We start from the raw sequence: 17,212 nt of genomic DNA on the forward strand, positions 1-17,212 counted from the left end.
GCGGGAGGACCTCGACGATGGCGTTGAGGCGTACCACCAAGAGCAAGCTGTATCGCTACACGGTCTACGTCGTGCTGATCGCGATCGCCGTCTGGGCGATCGTGAGCACCGACTGGGCGAAGATCGGACCGCTGTTCTTCAATCCTGAAGTCGCGGCGAAGATGTTCCCCGGGATCATCACTACGGCCCTGGTCAACACGCTATGGTTCACGGCCGTCGCTTTCGCCGGCGGCCTGGTCCTCGGCGTCGTGCTGGCGCTGATGAAACTGTCGACCATCGCGCCGTTCCGCTGGATCGCGACGGTCTGGATCGAGCTGTTCCGTGGTCTGCCGGCGATCCTCACGATCTTCGGCATCGCCTTCATCCTGCCGATCGCCCTGGGCGTGCCTGGGACGAAGCTCGGTGGGCCGGTCGTGCTCGGGCTCATCGGTCTCGTCCTGGTCGCCTCGGCCTACATGGCCGAGACGATCCGCGCGGGTATCCAGGCCGTTCCGAAGGGGCAGACCGAGGCGGCCCGCTCGCTCGGCATGTCGCCCATGAAGACGACGTTCTGGATCATCGTGCCGCAAGGGTTCCGGATCATCATCCCGCCCCTGACCAACGAGTTCGTGCTGCTGCTGAAGGATACGTCGCTGCTGTTCGTGGCGGGTTCCTTCATCTGGTCGAAGGAGCTCACCACGTTCGCCCGCGATGCGAGCACGCAGAACGCGAACGGAACGCCGTTGATCATGGCGGCGATCCTGTACCTGATCGTGACGATCCCGCTCACGCGATTCAGCGCGTGGCTGGAGCGACGGATGTCGAGGCAGCGATGATCACCGACCTGATTGATGTCCACGCCCCCGCGATCGATGTGCAGGGGCTCGTGAAGTCGTTCGGCGACAACGAGGTGCTCAAGGGCATCGACCTCACAGTCACCAAGGGAGAGGTCGTGTGCGTGATCGGACCTTCGGGATCGGGGAAGTCGACGCTGCTGCGCTCGGTGAACCTGCTGGAGGAGCCGACCGGCGGCAAGGTGCTCATCGAGGGGATCGACATCACCGACCCCGACGTCGACATCGACCGCGTGCGCACCCGCATCGGCATGGTCTTCCAGAGCTTCAACCTCTTCCCGCACCTCAGCGTGCTCGGCAATCTCACGATCGCTCAGCAGCGCGTGAAGAAGCGGTCGAAGAAGGAAGCCGAGCTGATCGCCCATGCCATGCTCACGCGGGTCGGTCTGGCGGAGAAGGCCGACGCCTACCCCGGGCACCTCTCGGGAGGGCAGCAGCAGCGCGTGGCGATCGCCAGGGCGCTGTGCATGAACCCCGACATGATGCTGTTCGACGAGCCCACATCGGCACTCGATCCCGAACTGGTCGGCGAGGTGCTGCAGGTCATGCGCTCGCTGGCCGACGAGGGGATGACGATGCTCGTCGTCACGCACGAGATGGGCTTCGCCCGCGAGGTCGGATCCCGGCTCATCTTCATGGACGGCGGCTACATCGTCGAAGAGGGCGACCCGCGTGAGGTGCTCGGCAACCCGCAGCATCAGCGCACGAAGGACTTCCTCTCCCGCGTGCTCTGACACGAGATCCGGTTCGCCGAGACCCATCGCAATCGCCGAGACCCCCTGTTGCAGACGTCTGCAACAGGGGGTCTCGGCGTGAAACGTGGGTCTCGAGCTCAGTCGGCTTCGACGACCTCGGCGTCCGCGGCGTTGCGGCGCACGGAGTCGATGCCGTTCAGAGCGGCGGACTTCGACGAGTAGCCCTCGCTGATGGCGATGACCTCGCCGTTGCCGGCCTTCAGGCGGAACCGGTACTCGCCGGACTTGTCGGTGTACAGCTCGAACTTGCCTGCCATGAGGCGTCCTTTCTCTCTCGGATGGAGGGAACCCCGCCCCTCGGCCCTCACGCTAGCGCCCGGGGTATGTCAGGGGAAGAGCGGTGAGTCAGCCGCGCGGATGCACGGCCACGGGCTCCGGGGCGATCGCGATGCGCACCCGGTCGCCGAAGGCCGGATGAGTTCCTGGCGCATGCTGCACCCGGACGAGTTCGCCGGACTCGGTGCGCACGAGCGTGCGACGCATGCTGCCGAGGAAGGTGCTCTCCTCGACCAGGGCCTCGGCTGCGGCGTCGGCTTCGGAGGCGAAGTAGACGTTCTCCGGGCGCAGGTACACGTCCACCGGTCCGTCCGCCGGAGACTGCAGCGGAAGCCGCTGTCCCCACACCATGACGTGATCGCCCTCGGCGACGCCCGACACGACGCTCGACAGGCCGACGAACGCCGCCACCCCGGCCGTGGAGGGCATCGTGTACAGCTGCTCCGGTGAACCGATCTGCTCGATGCGGCCGGCGTTCATCACCGCGATCCGATCCGAGACGGCCAGAGCCTCTTCCTGATCGTGCGTGACGAACACGGTCGTGATCCCGAGCCTCAGCTGGATGCGGCGGATCTCGTCGCGCAGCTGCACGCGCACCTTCGCATCGAGCGCCGAGAGCGGTTCGTCGAGCAGCAGCACCTTGGGTTCGGTCACCAGCGCTCGTGCGAGTGCCACGCGCTGCTGCTGGCCGCCGGAGAGCTGGTGGGGGAACCGATCCGCGAAGTCGGCGAGGCCGACCAGGGCGAGGGCGTCGACCGCGCGCCGTGAGGCCTCCGCCTTGCCGACGCCGCGTCGCCGCAAGCCGAATGCCGTGTTCTCGGCCACCCGTAGGTGCGGGAAGAGCGAGTACGACTGGAAGACCATGCCGATGTCGCGCTTGTTCGTGGGCACTCGCGACACATCGCCGCCACCCAGCAGCACGGCGCCTTCGTCCGCGCCTTCGAGACCGGCGAGCACACGCAGCAACGTGGTCTTGCCGCACCCGGAGGGCCCGAGGAGTGAGACGAACTCGCCGGGGGCGATGTCGAGGTCGACCCCGTGGAGCACACGGTTGCCCGCGTAGCTCTTGACGATGCCCTGCAGCTCGACACGGGTGCCTTCGCCCGCCTGGGCGAGCAGCAGATTGTCCTTGGTGCGCGGCAGCGCGTGGTCGACGGTCATGAGCGGGCCTTTCCGGTGCCGCGGGCGACGCGACCGATGACGAGGAGCAGGAGGAAGACGAACACCAGCGCGAGCAGCGTGAAGATGGCCGGCGCGTAGGGGTCCTGTTTGTTCACCACGACCATGGCCGTCTGGAACACCTGGCGGTTCAGGAGCGAGGCGATCGTGAACTCTCCGAGCACCACGGCGATGGAGATGAGGGACGCGGCAAGCAGCCCCTGTCGGAGGTTCGGGGCGAGCACCTTCAGCACCACGGTCGGCCAGCTCGCGCCGAGGGACCGCGCGGCTTCGGAGAGCGTCCGGAGATCGGCCGCATCGATCGACGCCTGGATGGAGCGGAACGCGAACGGCAGCACGGTGATCCCGTAGGCGAAGGCGAGAGTCCAGGTGCCCGTGCCGAGGGCCCGCCCGATCTGGAGGTAGATCGGCGCGAGGCCGACCACGAGCACGATGGCGGGAATCGAGATGGGCAGCAGCACCGCGAACTCGAAGGCGGGCTTGAGCTTCGGGAAGCGCAGGTTCACCAGGATCATGGTCGGGGCGAGCAGCAGCAGCACGATGGCGACAGTCACCACGGCGAGTACCAGCGAGTTGCCGAGACCGGTCCAGATCGGCTTGAGGGTGGCTGCGGCCGCCGGGTCGAACAACGCGATCCAGCGGGCGAACGAGAGTCCGCCGGCGGGGTCGCGCAGCGTGAAGAGGAACGTCGACACCAGGGGCACCGCGAAGAACGCGCCCACGAGGACGCCGATCACCCACCGGGTCGTGCGGGAGGGGCCGAGCCGGTTCACGACTGCCACCTCGCCGCGCGTCGCTGCACGAGGGAGTACAGGGCCATCACGACTCCGACGATCACGATCATGCCGAGCGCAAGCGCGCCGGCGAGATTCTCCCGACCGAGCACCGTCTCGCTCGTGAGCGCCGTGCGGATCTGCAGCGGCACGATCTGGGCACCCTGGCTCGCGAGAGCGGCGGCGGTGGCGTACGACGAGAACGCGTTCGCGAACAGCAGCAGCAGGCTGGCGAGGAACGAGGGCGCGAGCACGGGGATGCCGATGCGGAGCCAGAAGCTCGCGCGGGTACCGCCGAGAGTGAGGTTGGCTTCGGCCCACTGCGGCTTGAGGGCCGCGAGGGCCGGCATGAAGGTGATGACCATGAGGGGGATCTGGAAGTAGAAGTAGGGGAGTACGAGGCCGGGCAGCTCGTAGAGCCAGGTGCCGTTCTCGAAGATGTTCATGCCGAAGGTGTCCTTCAGGAACACGGTGACGACGCCCTGGATGCCGATGGTCGCGATGAAGGCGAAGGCGAGCATGACGCCGCCGAACTGCGCGAGCACACCCGCGGCGGCATCCACGGCCGAGCGGGTGCGGCCTTCGGGGTCCATGCCGAGGAGCGCGTAGCAGACGAGGGCGCCGACGAGCGCCCCGACCACGGCGGTGAGCAACGAGAGGCCGGCCGAGTTGGCGAAGGTGTCGAGCACGACCGGGTCGACGAGGGCCGACATGTTCGTCCAGGTGAAGGAGCCGTCTTTGGCGAAGAAGCCGGAGCCGATGGCCAGGATCGTCGGCACCGCGAGGAAGAGCACGACATAGGCGGCGAAGGGCACGAGCCCGAGCCAGGCGAGGGACGGAGCGGACCGCCGGGCCCTCGCGTGCTGCGAGGACCCGGCGGGGGTGGCGGGGGCGGACGCCGCAGCGTCCGCCCCCGTTGCGGTGAGGGTGGTCACTGGACCGCCGCGGCCCACTTCTCGCCGAGCAGCGTGCCGGCGTTCGTCGACTGCTCCTCGGTCGGGACCACGGTCTCCTCCGGAGCCTCGGGGAGCGCGGCGGCGAGGTCGGCGTCGATCGTGCCGGCGTCGGTCATCGCTTCCATGCGCACCGGACGGGCGCCGCCCTTCAGCCACAGGTTCTGCACCTCGTCGCTGTAGAGGAACTCCTGCCACAGGCGGGCAGCCGCCGGGTGCGGGGCGTCGGCGTTGATGGCCTGGTTGTAGTACCCGGCGTAGCCCGTGCCGTCGAACACGACGACCTTCCAGTCCTTGTTGTCCGCCGTGTGCGAGGCGTTGAGGTAGTCCCAGTCGAAGACGACAGGGGTCTCGCCGCTGGCGATGGTCGCGGTGGTCACGTCGACCTTGAGCAGGTTTCCGGCCTTCTGCAGCTCGGAGAAGAAGTCGATGCCCGGCTGGAAGTCGTCCAGCGTGCCGTCGGACTGCACGGTGGCGAGGCCGACAGCGGCGAACGCGGCACCGGCCTGGGTCGGGTCGCCGTTGATCGCGACGGCGCCCTTGTAGTCGGCCGAGAGCAGGTCGGAGAGCTCGGCGGGAGCCTCGAACTTCGACGAGTCGTAGCCGATCGACATGTACCCGCCGTAGTCGCCCACGAAGAGGCCGGTGGGCTCCTTCAGCTCGTCGGGGATGTCGTCCCACGTCTGCACCTTGTACGGCGCGAAGACATCGGTGTTCTGCAGGGCGACCGTGAGGCCGATGTCGAAGACGTCGGGTGCGGTGTCGAGACCCTCGTTCGTCTTGGCGGCCTGGATCTCCTCGGCGCTGGAGACATCGGGGGAGGCTTCGTTGATCGTGATCTCGGGGTACTTCTCGGCGAAGAGGTCGAGGATCTCGCCGTAGTTGGCCCAGTCGCGGGGCAGCGCGATGACGTTGAGCGAGCCCTCGGCCTTGGCCGCGGCCTCGAGGTCGGCGAACGTGCCGAAGTCGGCGACCGAGGTCGCAGCAGAGGCGTCGACGTCGGAGCTGCCGCCGCCGGTGGCGTCAGCGGCGCCGGAGCAGGCCGTGAGCGCGAGTGCGGCCGTGGTGGCCAGGGCGATGCCGGCGCCGATGCGCGCGCGGCGGGTGAAGCGAGCCATGAGTGTCCTCTCGGTGTCCGGCGCTGTGAGCCGGTGTCGGGTTGCGAGAGGACACTATGAGGCGGAGGTTGCCGCCCGTCGCGGGTCAGGTGAACGGATGGTGGCTGGGTGCTGTCCGGTCGGGGCCGCCGGGGCTTCAGCTCTGGGAAACCGTGTACTTGAAGCCGCGATGCGAGCCGACGTAGCCGAGCCGCTCGTAGAAGCGGTGGGCATCGACGCGGGCGGCGTCGGAGGTGAGCTGCACCATCGATGCGTCGACGGCTGGGGCGGCGACCTCTCCGACCCAGCGCATCACGGCGGAACCGATGCCCGACGAGCGCAGACTGCTCTGCACCCGTACTGCCTCGACCAGCAGCCGCCGTGCACCGCGACGCGCCATCCCCGGGATCGAGGTGAGCTGCAACGTGCCGACCACCGCACCGTCGAGCTCGACCACGAGCAGGTCGTTCGACGGCTCGGCCAGGATCTCGCGGAGACCGCGCTCATAGGCCGGGCGGTCCTCGGCGGATGCCACATCGCCGCGGGCCGCACTGATCGGGTCGTCGGCGAGGAGGGCGATCACGGCATCCGTGTCGTCGACCGTCGCGCGGCGCAGGAGCGCGGTGCCGACGCGCGATTCGAAGGGGTGGGGCAGCGGGAGGGCTTCGAGCATGGCTCCAGTCTGTCAGCGGATGAGTCTGTCGGCGGATGCGAGGGCGGCGTCGACTCTCTGGAATCATGGCGAGGTGGATATCGGCGCCGTGCTCGGACTCGAGCAGCTCACCTGGGGGATGCTGCTGCTCGTGGTGATCGCCGCGTTCTGCGCCGGCTGGATCGATGCGGTCGTGGGCGGGGGAGGGCTGCTGCAGCTGCCGGCGCTGCTGCTGATCCCCGGCATCTCCCCGGTGCAGGCGCTCGCGACGAACAAGCTCGCCTCGGTCTTCGGCACGGCCACCAGCAGTGCGACCTATTACCGACGAGCTAAACCGGACCTGCGCACCGCCCTGCCGATGGCGATCATCGCGTTGATCGGCTCCTTCGGAGGGGCGGCTGTCGCCACCGTGCTGCCCCCTGCCGCGTTCAAACCCATCATCGTGATCGCTCTGCTCGCTGTGGCCCTGTTCACGGCGTTCCGGCCGCAGATGGGGGCGGCGACCCAGCTGCGCTTCCATGGGCACAAGCACCACATCATGGCGGGCGCAGCGGGACTCGGCATCGGCTTCTACGACGGGATGATCGGCCCTGGTACCGGTACCTTCCTGGTGATCACACTCGTCGCGCTGCTCGGCTACGACTTCCTACAGGCGAGCGCCAAGGCCAAGATCGTCAACCTCGCGACGAACGCGGGGGCGCTGATGCTGTTCATCCCGCACGGCGCCGTGCTGTGGCTGCTCGGGGGTATCCTCGCGATCGCGAACGTCGCGGGCAGCTACCTCGGATCACGCATGGCGATCTCGCGCGGGACCACGTTCATCCGCGTCGTGTTCCTCGTGGTCGTGATCGCGCTGATCGGCAAGCTCGGCGTCGACGTGTGGAACGAGAACATCGTCCCGGCCTTCGCATCGATCGCAGGCTGAACGAAGCGACGCCGCCGCAGGCAGAAACGCCGGATCAGGCAGGTTCCTCGCAGAACCGCCTGATCCGGCGTGTGTGCCTGTGCTCGCGCGAGGCGGCTGGACTCAGTCCTCGTCCTCGGGCTCGAAGTCGACGCCGGCCTCGGCGCGCTGCGCATCGGTGATCGGAGCGGGAGCGGAGGTCAGAGGGTCGAAGCCGTTGCCCGACTTCGGGAACGCGATGACCTCGCGGATCGACTCGGTCTTGGTCAGGTGCTGCAGCACGCGGTCCATCCCGAGTGCGATCCCACCGTGGGGCGGAGCGCCGAACTTGAACGCGTCGAGCAGGAAGCCGAACTGCTCGTCGGCCTGCTCGTCGCTGATGCCCATGACCTCGAACACGCGCTTCTGGATGTCCTCACGGTGGATGCGGATCGACCCGCCGCCGAGCTCGGAGCCGTTGCACACGATGTCGTACGCGTACGCGAGGGCCGATCCGGGGTCGGCGTCGAACGTGTCCTCGAACTCGGGCTTGGGGCCCGTGAACGCGTGGTGCACGGCCGTCCAGGCGCCAGCGCCCACTGCCACGTCACCGGAGGCCACCGCGTCGGCCGCCGGTTCGAACATGGGAGCGTCGACGACCCACGTGAAGGCGAACTCGTCGGGGTTCAGATAGCCCAGGCGGCGACCGATCTCGACGCGAGCTGCACCGAGCAGTGCCCGGCTCTGCTTGGTGTCACCGGCGGCGAAGAACACGCAGTCGCCCGGCTCTGCACCGACGAGCTCTGCGAGTCCGGCCTGCTCGGCCTCCGACAGGTTCTTGGCTGCGGGGCCGCCCAGCGTGCCGTCCTCGTTGAACAGGACGTAGGCGAGGCCACGTGCACCGCGCTGCTTGGCCCAGTCCTGCCAGGCGTCGAGCTGCTTGCGCGGCTGGCTCGCGCCGCCGGGCATGCGCACAGCGCCGACGTACTCGGCCTGGAAGACGCGGAACGGGGTGTCCTTGAAGTACTCCGTCGCCTCGACGAGCTCGAGGCCGAAGCGCAGGTCGGGCTTGTCGGAGCCGTACTTGGCCATCGCCTCGGCGTAGGTCATGCGCGGCAGCGGGGTCTGCACCTCGACGCCGATGGTCGCCCACATCGCCACGATGAGCGACTCCATGAGGGCGATCACGTCCTCCTGGTCGACGAAGCTCATCTCGATGTCGAGCTGCGTGAACTCCGGCTGACGGTCGGCGCGGAAGTCCTCGTCGCGGTAGCAGCGGGCGATCTGGAAGTACTTCTCGACGCCGCCCACCATGAGCAGCTGCTTGAACAGCTGAGGTGACTGGGGCAGTGCGTACCAGCTGCCGGGGCTCAGGCGCGCGGGAACCAGGAAGTCACGGGCGCCCTCCGGCGTGGAGCGGGTGAGGGTGGGCGTCTCGACCTCGGTGAAGTCGTCGGCGTGCAGCACGTCGCGGATCGCCTTGTAGACGTTCGAGCGCAGGCGCAGGGCGGCGGCGGGGGCCGGGCGGCGCAGGTCGAGGTAGCGGTACTTCAGGCGTGCTTCCTCGCCAACGGTCTCGGTGTCGGCGAGAGCCGTGGAGACCTGGAGGGGGAGCGGAGCGGACTCGTTCAGCACCTCGACGTCGGTCGCGATGAGCTCGATCTCGCCGGTCGGCAGGTTCGGGTTCGCGTTGCCCTCGGGGCGCTGCGAGACCTCGCCGGTCACCTTCAGGACGAACTCGTTGCGCAGCGGATGCGCGATCTCCTCGTCGCGGATGACGACCTGGGCGATGCCGGAGGCGTCCCGCAGATCGATGAAAGCGACTCCTCCGTGGTCACGACGGCGATCGACCCAACCCGAGAGGGTGACGGTCTGACCGATGTGCTCGGCTCGCAGAGAGCCTGCCGAGTGGGTGCGAAGCACGGAGTATTCCTTCTGATCTGGGAAATGGGGAACCCGCCCATTCTACGGGGGCGGTCGGCCGGTCATCGGCCCGGTCACCGGCGGCCGGGACGGCGCATCAGTAGGATCGCCACGACACAGCTCATACACAGAAAGAGTGCACCGTGGACAACAACGGCATCTCCGATCTCTATGCGTCGATCTTCTCGGGTACCACCGGCCTGATCGCGCTCGTCTTCTACATCCTCGTCGCGGTCGGCCTGTGGAAGGTCTTCACCAAGGCCGGGTACCCGGGAATCCTCGCCATCATCCCGTTCGTGAACCTCGTCTTCCTGGTGAAGATCGCCGGCCTCTCCGGCTGGTTCGCGCTGCTGTACCTCATCCCTGTCGCGAACCTGATCCTGGCCATCATCGTCGCGTTCAAGCTCGGTGGACGTTTCGGCAAGGGCGGGGTCTTCTCGTTCTTCCTGCTGTTCCTCTTCCCGTACATCGGGTACCTGATCCTCGGCTTCGGGGACTCGCGCTACAGCAAGGCGTGACATGACGGCGTCCCGGCTGCACCTCGTGCGACACGGTGAGGTGCACAATCCGGCCCGCGTGCTCTACGGACGTCTTCCCGACTACCACCTGAGCGACGCGGGTCGGGGGATGGCCGCAGCAGCGGCCGACCATGTGGCCGCGCTCGACCGTCCCGTCTCCGCGCTGTACGCGTCACCTCTCGAACGCGCCCAGGAGTCGGCCGAGCCGTTCGCCGCGACGTTCGACCTCGTGCCGGAGATCGACATCCGGCTGATCGAGCCGACGAACGTGTTCGAGGGGACGCAGATGCGCCGTTCCCTGATGAACCCCCTGAACTGGTGGCATCTGCGCCAGCCCTCGGTTCCCAGCTGGGGCGAGCCCTACTCCTCCATCGCCGAGCGGATGCTCGGTGTCATGGACGAGGCGTGGGATGCGGCACCCGATGGAGACGTCGTGATGGTGTCGCACCAGGCGCCCATCTGGATCACGCACCTCCGCGTCGCGGGGCTTCCGCTGCAACACGACCCACGCACCCGACGCTGCGCGCTGTCCAGCGTCACCTCGTTCGAGCGCGTCGGTGACGTCTGGCGAGAGGTCGCCTATGTCGAGCCTGCCGCGACCGGCGGTGCCGTCGACGTCGGCGCGGTCTGACCCCCACTTCCGAATCGCGCAGGTGGTTCCATTCCGGCGACGGATGGACCCACGTGCGCGATTCGAAACGGGGTCAGTGCTCGGCGGCCAGGAGCGACTGGATGATGCCGACAGCGGCCAGCTGACCCGCGGCGGCCGCCAGCAGCACGGATGCCATCGGGCCGGGGAGGGTCGCACGGTGGGCGAGGTCGCCCGCGGCGAACACCCCGGGGTGCGAGGTACGTCCGAACTCGTCGATCTCGATGCACCCGGACTCGAGCATGCCGAGTCCGAGCTGCGCGGCGAACGGCGCCCGCTGACGCATCGCCCCTGCGGCGATGAAGACTCCGGGGACCACACGCTCGTCGTCGTCCGTGCGAACGAGCACGCCGCCTTCGACCTTCTCGACGCAGGCGACGGGGGTGCGACTCACCCGCGCGCCCTTCGCCTCGAGCGTGCGGATGTCCTCGTCCGTGAACGCCTCCTCGACCGGCACGACCGTGATGCTCGCGACGATCCTCCCCAGCAACCCGATGAGGTGCTCGGCGCGGGGCGCGGCGCCGACGATCGCTATGTCCTTGCCGGCGTGCTCGTGCCCGTCGCAGAACGGACAGCTGAAGGCGAGCGTGCCCCACAGCTCCTGCAGTCCGGACACGATCGGAAGATCGTCGGCGACCCCGGTGGCCAGGATGACCCGGCGCCCCTCGACCACGGATCCGTCGGCGATGACTACCGCGAACGCGTCCTCGACGCCGGTGATGCTCGTCGCCGCAATGTCGCGGATCTCCACGTCGTCGTAGGTGGCGAGCTCCTCTCGGGCGGTCGCGCGGAGGCCGGCGGGGGCGGCACCGTCCTCCCCGATCATGTTGTGCATGTGCAGGACGGTGCCGTTGCGGTACTCGCCCGAGTCGAGAAGGAGCGTGGAGCGGTGCATCCGTCCGAGGGTCAGAGCGGCCTGCAGCCCTGCCGGTCCTGCGCCGATCACGATGGCGTCGTACATGGTGGTCCTTCCTCTGGATGTTGCGTTCCACGCCAGTCTGTGACTTCATGTCAACATGAAGTCAAGTTCCGAGCATCCGTGGTCCGTCGGCGATGTCGCGACCCGTTTCGACCTGCCGACGAACGTTCTGCGGCATTGGGAGTCGGTGGGGCTGCTCACCCCTCCGCGCGACGCTGCCGGGCGGAGGCGCTACGGCGAGGACGAGGTCGTGCGCATCGCCGTGATCCAGCGCAGCAAGGCTGCAGGGATGACGCTCGAGCAGATCGCCGTGCTGCTCGATGACGGGAGTGCAGGGCGGCATCAGGTGCTGCAGCAGCACCTGGACGACATCGACAGGCGCATGGAGGAGATGCGTCTGTCGCGCGAGATGACCGAGCACGCGATGGGCTGCCGCGCCCACGACATCGCCACATGTCCACGCTTCCGGGCGGGTGTGGACGACATCCTGGCGCGCTTCTGAGGGGCGTCGGAGGAGGTCACGTTTCCGGCTCGCGCATAGGATCCTCTGCGTAAACTCGGAGTCGTGCCAAGCGATTCGACGGTCCGTCAGATCCGCAGCGGCCGCTCCTCCCGCACCCGACGTTCGCGTCGTGCGGTCGGTGCCGCGCTCGCTGCGGTGCTCGCCATCGGTCTGAGCGCGTGCGCTCCCGATCCCGTCAGCGAATCCTTCCTGAACGGCGAGAACACCGGCTACGTCGCCGCTGACGGCGCGATCGTCGAGATCCCCGTCGCCGAGCGCGGCGAGCCCGTCGTGTTCAGCGGCGTGACGGAGAAGGGCGAGGAGTTCGACAGCGCCGACATCGCCGGTCAGGTCGCGGTCGTCAACTTCTGGTACGCCGGTTGCGCGCCATGCCGTCTTGAAGCGGCCGATCTGGAAGGCGTCTGGCAGGACTTCAGCGATCAGGACGTCGCGTTCATCGGCATCAACACCCGCGACCAGGCCGACACCGCCGTTGCCTTCGCGAACGAGTACGGCGTCACGTACCCGAGCCTTATCGACGTCGACACCGCTCAGGCCAAGCTCGCCTTCGCGAAGGAGACTCCGATCGCCGCGACACCGACCACGCTCGTGCTCGACAAGCAGGGGCGCGTCGCCGCGCGCATCATCGGGCCCATCGACGGCAAGTCGATCCTCTCCACGCTCGTCAAGGACGCCCTCGCGGAGGACTCGTGAGCAAGCAGGACGGCTCATGAGTCCCGAAGCGATCATCGGCTCCGGGGCCCTCTGGATCGCGATTCCCGTCGCGATGCTCGCGGGACTCGTCTCATTCCTGTCTCCCTGCGTGCTCCCACTCGTTCCCGGCTATCTCGGCTTCCTCGGCGGTGCCGTCGCACCTCGGTCGACCGCTGCTGCCGGCGGGGAAGGCGGGACGACGACGCAGACGGCAGAAACCGCGACGCGGGGGCGACTCGTCGGGGGAGTGCTGCTGTTCATCCTCGGCTTCACGATCGTCTTCATCCTCTACACCGTGCTCGGCGGAACGGCCGGGGTCTTCCTGCTGCAGTGGGGCGACCTGATCACCCGCATCCTGGGCGTCGTCATCATCGGGATGGGCCTGGTCTTCCTCGGGCTGTTCGGGTTCGCGCAGAAGGAATTCCGCTTCCACGTGGATTCCAGAGCCGGAATCGTCGGGGCGCCGCTCCTCGGCATCGCGCTCGGTATCGGATGGGCTCCCTGCATGGGGCCGACGCTCGCGGCGATCCTCGCGCTGTCGTTCAATGCCGGTGACCCGGTGCGGGCAGGCTTCCTCGGCCTTGCCTACTCGCTCGGCCTCGGTATCCCGTTCCTGCTCGTCGCGCTCGGCTTCGGCTGGGCCACGAAGGCGATCGGGTTCCTGCGTCGGCACATCCGGGTGGTGAACATCATCGGCGGCGTGATGCTTCTCCTCCTCGGCGTCCTGATGGTCACCGGACTCTGGACCGACATCATGTCGAGACTGACGGCGGTGATCGGCAGTGTCATCCTCCCGCTCTGACGATCCCGAGACGAGCGAACGAGATGATAGCCGTCCCGACAAGCCCATCCATCCCGAGAAAACTCCCCGCACTGAGAAGGTCATGACCAAGAACAAGGGTGCCGCGAACAGCGACTCCAGCGATCCGCTCCGCCCGTCCGACCACGTCGACGGAGACGACTCGATCACCCAGCCGCGCCTCGGGTTGGTCGGCTGGCTGCGCTGGGGCTGGCGTCAGCTGACCTCGATGCGCACGGCACTGATCCTGCTGCTGGTCCTGGCGATCGCGGCGATCCCCGGCTCGATCTTCCCGCAGCGGATGGCCGACCCCAACGGTGTGACGCAGTGGGAACGCGACAACCCGGACCTGTTCCCGATCCTCGACGGCCTCAAGCTCTTCGACGTCTACCTGTCGCCGTGGTTCTCCGCGATCTACCTGCTCCTGTTCGCCTCGCTCGTCGGCTGCGTGATCCCGCGCATCAAACACCACGCCAAGGCGCTGCGTGCCCGCCCGCCGCGTACCCCCGCCCGGCTGCAGCGCCTCGAGGACTACCGCGCAGTCACGCGCGATCCCGCGGCGGACTCCGGAACCAAGACCGGCGACGCGGAAGCGGAGGCGGCCGCGTCCATCGATGTCGCGACGAAGCAGCTGAAGGCCCTCGGCTACCGGGTGGAGCGCTACGACCGCGGACGCACGTTCTCGGTCTCCGCAGAGCGCGGCTACTGGCGCGAGACCGGCAACCTGCTCTTCCACCTCGCGCTCGTCGGCGTGCTGGTCACGGTCGGCATCGGCGGTGGGTTCTCCTACACCGGGCAGCGGGTGCTGGTCGAGGGCGAGACCTTCGCCAACACGCTCCTCGACTACGACTCGATGAACCGCGGACGGTTCGTGGGCGACGACGCGTTCTCCCCGTACTCGATGCGCCTCGACTCCTTCGACGTGACCTACCAGCCGTTCGGTGAGCCGGGGTCCGGTCAGGCCGGCGACTTCTCCGCCAACGTCACCGTGCAGGAGAACGGCGAGGAACGTACCGGCTCCGTCAAGGTCAACGAGCCCCTCGGCGTCGCCGACGACGACGTGTTCCTGCTCGGCAACGGCTACGCGCCGACGGTGACGGTGCGCGATCCCGAGGGCAATGTCGTGTTCACCAACAGCACGCCGTTCCTGCCGCAGGACAACAACATGAGCTCGCTCGGCGTGCTCAAGGTGCCGGACGGGTTGGCCGAGCAGGTCGGCCTGGTCGGGTTCTTCTACCCGACCACGGGTGTGCTCGAGAGCGGTGCGTTCTTCTCCGCGTACGGCGACCTCACGAACCCGACGCTCACGCTCAACGTGTACACGGGTGACCTCGGCATCAACGAGGGTGTGCCGCGCTCCGTCTACGTGCTCGACACCACTGGCATGACGAAGCTCACGGGCCGCACCACCGACGTCAAGTCGATCGAGCTCGCCCCCGGGCAGACCGCGCAGCTGCCGAACGGCCTCGGCTCGGTGACCTTCGAGGACGAGTCTCCGGCCGGCGCCACGGATGCCTCCCAGTCGGTGAAGCGCTTCGCCTCGCTGCAGATCCACCGTGACGAGTCAGGTGTGTGGGTGCTCGGCTTCGCGCTGCTGGCCCTCGGCGGTCTCATGATCGCGCTGTTCGTTCCGCGGCGACGTGTGTGGGTCAAGGCCACGGCGCAGGACGGCGAGGTCGCCCTCGAATACGCGGCGCTCGCCCGTGGGGAAGACCCGACGCTCGCGGCAGCGGTGGACGACCTCGTCGCCGGCCACGCCCGACTGCTCGACGCGGCAGGCGGCACCACGGTGCGGGCCGAGGACGGCGAGAACCCTGCCGACGACACCGCGGACGATCACACCGTGGCTGATGACATCGCGACTAAGTCCGCCGAGGTGGAAGCCCCGGCAACCGACACCCGGAAAGTAGACTGACACCATGCTCGAGCTCAACGTGATCTCGCCGGTCCTGCTGTGGACGGCGATCGCGATCTACGCGGCAGCCTTCGTGGCCTATGCCTTCGATCTCGCGCGGCGTTCGCAGGCGACGGCCGATGCACAGAACGTGCGGGAGTCGGTGCTCGTAGGGGCCGGCGGAGCAAGCATCCCCGCAGCGTCGGGCGGGTCTAATGCGGGCTCCGCCCCGCAGCGATTCGTGATGGCCAGGATCGGCACCTCGCTCACGGTACTCGGCTTCCTGTTCCACCTCGCGTCCGCTGTCACGCGTGGCATCGCCGCCGGTCGTGTGCCGTGGGCGAACCTCTACGAGTTCGCGATGATGGGCACGCTGCTCATCATCGCCGTGTACCTCGTCGTGCTCACGCGTATCGACCTGCGGTTCCTCGGCACGTTCATCACGGGCCTCGTCGTCGTGCTGCTCGGCCTCGGAGCGACCAACTTCTACGTCGACGTCTCGCCGCTGATGGACCCGCTGAAGAGCGTGTGGCTCGTCATCCACGTGTTCGTCGCCTCGCTCGCGACGGCATTCTTCGCGCTGGCTTTCGCTCTCTCGGTGATCCAGCTCATGCAGTCGCGACGTGAGCGCCTGCTGGGCGAGGGGGCGACCAAGACGGGCCCAGGCTTCCTCCGCACCTTCCCGAACGCGGTGCGCCTGGAGAGCCTGGCGTACATGTTCACGATCATCGGGTTCATCCTCTGGACCTTCACTCTCATCGCGGGCTCCATCTGGGCGTACTACGCCTGGAGCCGCTTCTGGGGCTTCGACGTGAAGGAGACCTGGACCTTCGTGATCTGGGTCATCTATGCCGGCTACATCCACGCACGGGCTACCCGCGGTTGGCGGGGCAACCCCTCGGCGTGGCTCGCGATCGTCGGATTCTCGGCCGTGATCTTCAACTTCACGATCGTGAACGTCTTCTTCAAGGGTCTGCACGCCTACTCCGGCCTGAGCTGAGCCGCGCTCGGCTGCGACGACTCGGCTGCGAAATCCCGGCCGCGAACACTCAGCTGCGAAAACAGAGACCTCCTGCATCAGGCCCGGCGCGTCCACACAGGACACGCGGGGCAGAGTGCGGGAGGTCTCTGTTTCGGCCGGAGTGGGAGTGGGGAGTGGGGGTCAGCCTCCCAACGGCAGGACCTCGGCGTGCTCGATGCCGTCCTCGTACCAGACCAGCTCGGCTTCGGTGATGGTCTCAGCGGGCGCAGGCTCGAGAGCACGCGACTCGGGCTGCGCGAAGTGCGACCAGACCTCCGGGTCGAGAGTCTTGCCGTAGAGCACCGAGAGGTGGAAGGTCCACTCCTCCAACGGCAGCTCGCCCAGGCGGCGGAAGTCCGTGGCATCCAGCGCGGTGGTCAGGCACGAGTACGCCGAGACGAGTGATGCGGTGCGGGCGAGGCGCACGATCAGGATCCTCCACGGCGTGGGGAACTCGTCCACGGCCTCGGCGGTGATCTCGATCGGCGTCTGCTGCGCCGCCCAGGAGCGGATCAGCGTGGCGAGTTCGTCGCGCCGCTCGGGCTCGTAGAAGCCTCGGAGCGTGACGTGCCCGGTGTGCGGTCGTCGTACCGGAGCGCCGAGACGTGCGAGTGCAGTGTCCTGCACTTCCCGGTAGGTATCGGCGACCTCGACAGTGGGCCGGAGCACGAGGTACTGCTGCCCCTCCAAGCTCTCGAGCTGGTCGGGGGTGTCCATGAACGGTCGACGCATGTCAGGAGCCTAGGTCCTGGTCACCGCATGCGAAAACGGAGACCGTCACGCGCACGGCTCGGCGCGTCACATGTCGACGCGCTGAGCTGAGGGGAGATGGTCTCCGTTTTCGCATGCGGTGACCAGGACCTAGGCTCCTG

The 17,212-nt window shown here is 67.9% G+C and carries 19 protein-coding genes; 10 read left to right on the top strand and 9 right to left on the bottom strand.

From position 1 onward, the window contains the following. The first annotated feature begins 17 nt into the window (after positions 1-17). The gene (locus FFS56_RS10620; RefSeq protein WP_046747306.1) at positions 18-815 is read left to right on the top strand and encodes an amino acid ABC transporter permease; all 798 of its coding nucleotides are present in this window, start codon (positions 18-20) and stop codon (positions 813-815) included. After that, positions 812-1,567, top strand: coding sequence for an amino acid ABC transporter ATP-binding protein (locus FFS56_RS10625; protein ID WP_046747307.1), 756 nt, complete (start codon positions 812-814; stop codon positions 1,565-1,567). Before FFS56_RS10620 ends, FFS56_RS10625 begins: the two co-directional genes overlap by 4 nt. Before the next feature lie 98 nt (positions 1,568-1,665). Here the strand turns inward: FFS56_RS10625 and FFS56_RS10630 are convergent, their stop codons facing one another. The 6 genes from FFS56_RS10630 to FFS56_RS10655 form a co-directional block, all read right to left on the bottom strand. Continuing rightward, positions 1,666-1,845, bottom strand: a complete 180-nt coding sequence (locus tag FFS56_RS10630; protein ID WP_021198051.1) for a YegP family protein — start codon at positions 1,843-1,845, stop codon at positions 1,666-1,668. 88 nt (positions 1,846-1,933) lie between these two features. Beyond that, on the bottom strand, positions 1,934-3,025 hold the full coding sequence (locus FFS56_RS10635) for an ABC transporter ATP-binding protein (RefSeq protein WP_046747308.1): 1,092 nt from the start codon (positions 3,023-3,025) through the stop codon (positions 1,934-1,936). Continuing rightward, positions 3,022-3,816 (bottom strand): ABC transporter permease subunit, encoded by a 795-nt coding sequence (locus FFS56_RS10640; RefSeq protein ID WP_046747309.1) that lies wholly within the window; start codon positions 3,814-3,816, stop codon positions 3,022-3,024. Before FFS56_RS10640 ends, FFS56_RS10635 begins: the two co-directional genes overlap by 4 nt. Next, complete coding sequence (locus FFS56_RS10645) at positions 3,813-4,751, bottom strand: ABC transporter permease (protein WP_249352974.1); 939 nt, start codon at positions 4,749-4,751, stop codon at positions 3,813-3,815. Before FFS56_RS10645 ends, FFS56_RS10640 begins: the two co-directional genes overlap by 4 nt. After that, a complete protein-coding gene (locus FFS56_RS10650) occupies positions 4,748-5,887 on the bottom strand; it encodes an ABC transporter substrate-binding protein (RefSeq protein WP_046747310.1) in 1,140 nt (379 codons plus the stop codon). Before FFS56_RS10650 ends, FFS56_RS10645 begins: the two co-directional genes overlap by 4 nt. Before the next feature lie 136 nt (positions 5,888-6,023). Continuing rightward, a complete protein-coding gene (locus FFS56_RS10655; protein WP_046747311.1) occupies positions 6,024-6,539 on the bottom strand; it encodes a GNAT family N-acetyltransferase in 516 nt (171 codons plus the stop codon). A gap of 118 nt (positions 6,540-6,657) precedes the next feature. On the opposite strand from FFS56_RS10655, the gene FFS56_RS10660 reads away from it, so the two are divergent. After that, positions 6,658-7,443, top strand: coding sequence for a TSUP family transporter (locus FFS56_RS10660; protein ID WP_046747432.1), 786 nt, complete (start codon positions 6,658-6,660; stop codon positions 7,441-7,443). Positions 7,444-7,545: 102 nt separating this feature from the next. Here the strand turns inward: FFS56_RS10660 and aspS are convergent, their stop codons facing one another. Then, positions 7,546-9,324 carry an aspartate--tRNA ligase gene (aspS, locus tag FFS56_RS10665; RefSeq protein ID WP_127011841.1) on the bottom strand — a complete coding sequence of 593 codons (1,779 nt, stop codon included), beginning with the start codon at positions 9,322-9,324 and terminating at the stop codon, positions 7,546-7,548. A gap of 143 nt (positions 9,325-9,467) precedes the next feature. On the opposite strand from aspS, the gene FFS56_RS10670 reads away from it, so the two are divergent. Together FFS56_RS10670 and FFS56_RS10675 are read left to right on the top strand one after the other, a co-directional pair. Then, positions 9,468-9,842, top strand: a complete 375-nt coding sequence (locus tag FFS56_RS10670) for a DUF5684 domain-containing protein (RefSeq protein WP_046747313.1) — start codon at positions 9,468-9,470, stop codon at positions 9,840-9,842. Position 9,843: 1 nt separating this feature from the next. Beyond that, on the top strand, positions 9,844-10,473 hold the full coding sequence (locus FFS56_RS10675) for a histidine phosphatase family protein (protein ID WP_046747314.1): 630 nt from the start codon (positions 9,844-9,846) through the stop codon (positions 10,471-10,473). A gap of 73 nt (positions 10,474-10,546) precedes the next feature. On the opposite strand, the gene FFS56_RS10680 is transcribed toward FFS56_RS10675, so the two are convergent. Beyond that, entirely contained in the window at positions 10,547-11,452 is a 906-nt protein-coding gene (locus tag FFS56_RS10680; RefSeq protein WP_137771919.1) for an NAD(P)/FAD-dependent oxidoreductase, read from the bottom strand. A 55-nt stretch (positions 11,453-11,507) separates the two neighbouring features. Between FFS56_RS10680 and FFS56_RS10685 the strand changes: the two genes are divergently transcribed. From FFS56_RS10685 to ccsB, 5 genes are all read left to right on the top strand, one after another. Then, positions 11,508-11,912, top strand: coding sequence for a MerR family transcriptional regulator (locus tag FFS56_RS10685; protein WP_046747316.1), 405 nt, complete (start codon positions 11,508-11,510; stop codon positions 11,910-11,912). A gap of 63 nt (positions 11,913-11,975) precedes the next feature. Next, positions 11,976-12,626, top strand: a complete 651-nt coding sequence (locus tag FFS56_RS10690) for a TlpA disulfide reductase family protein (protein ID WP_082108579.1) — start codon at positions 11,976-11,978, stop codon at positions 12,624-12,626. Positions 12,627-12,642: 16 nt separating this feature from the next. After that, positions 12,643-13,428 (top strand): cytochrome c biogenesis CcdA family protein, encoded by a 786-nt coding sequence (locus tag FFS56_RS10695; RefSeq protein WP_061017254.1) that lies wholly within the window; start codon positions 12,643-12,645, stop codon positions 13,426-13,428. 82 nt (positions 13,429-13,510) lie between these two features. Next, complete coding sequence (locus tag FFS56_RS10700) at positions 13,511-15,340, top strand: cytochrome c biogenesis protein ResB (protein ID WP_046747318.1); 1,830 nt, start codon at positions 13,511-13,513, stop codon at positions 15,338-15,340. A gap of 4 nt (positions 15,341-15,344) precedes the next feature. Continuing rightward, positions 15,345-16,319 (top strand): c-type cytochrome biogenesis protein CcsB, encoded by a 975-nt coding sequence (gene ccsB, locus FFS56_RS10705; protein ID WP_046747319.1) that lies wholly within the window; start codon positions 15,345-15,347, stop codon positions 16,317-16,319. Positions 16,320-16,481: 162 nt separating this feature from the next. Here the strand turns inward: ccsB and FFS56_RS10710 are convergent, their stop codons facing one another. Continuing rightward, the gene (locus FFS56_RS10710) at positions 16,482-17,072 is read right to left on the bottom strand and encodes a 2'-5' RNA ligase family protein (protein ID WP_231589662.1); all 591 of its coding nucleotides are present in this window, start codon (positions 17,070-17,072) and stop codon (positions 16,482-16,484) included. Positions 17,073-17,212: the final 140 nt, after the last annotated feature.

The sequence above is a fragment of the Microbacterium sp. Beta genome (assembly GCF_005502545.1).
Lineage (GTDB): Bacteria > Actinomycetota > Actinomycetes > Actinomycetales > Microbacteriaceae > Microbacterium > Microbacterium oxydans.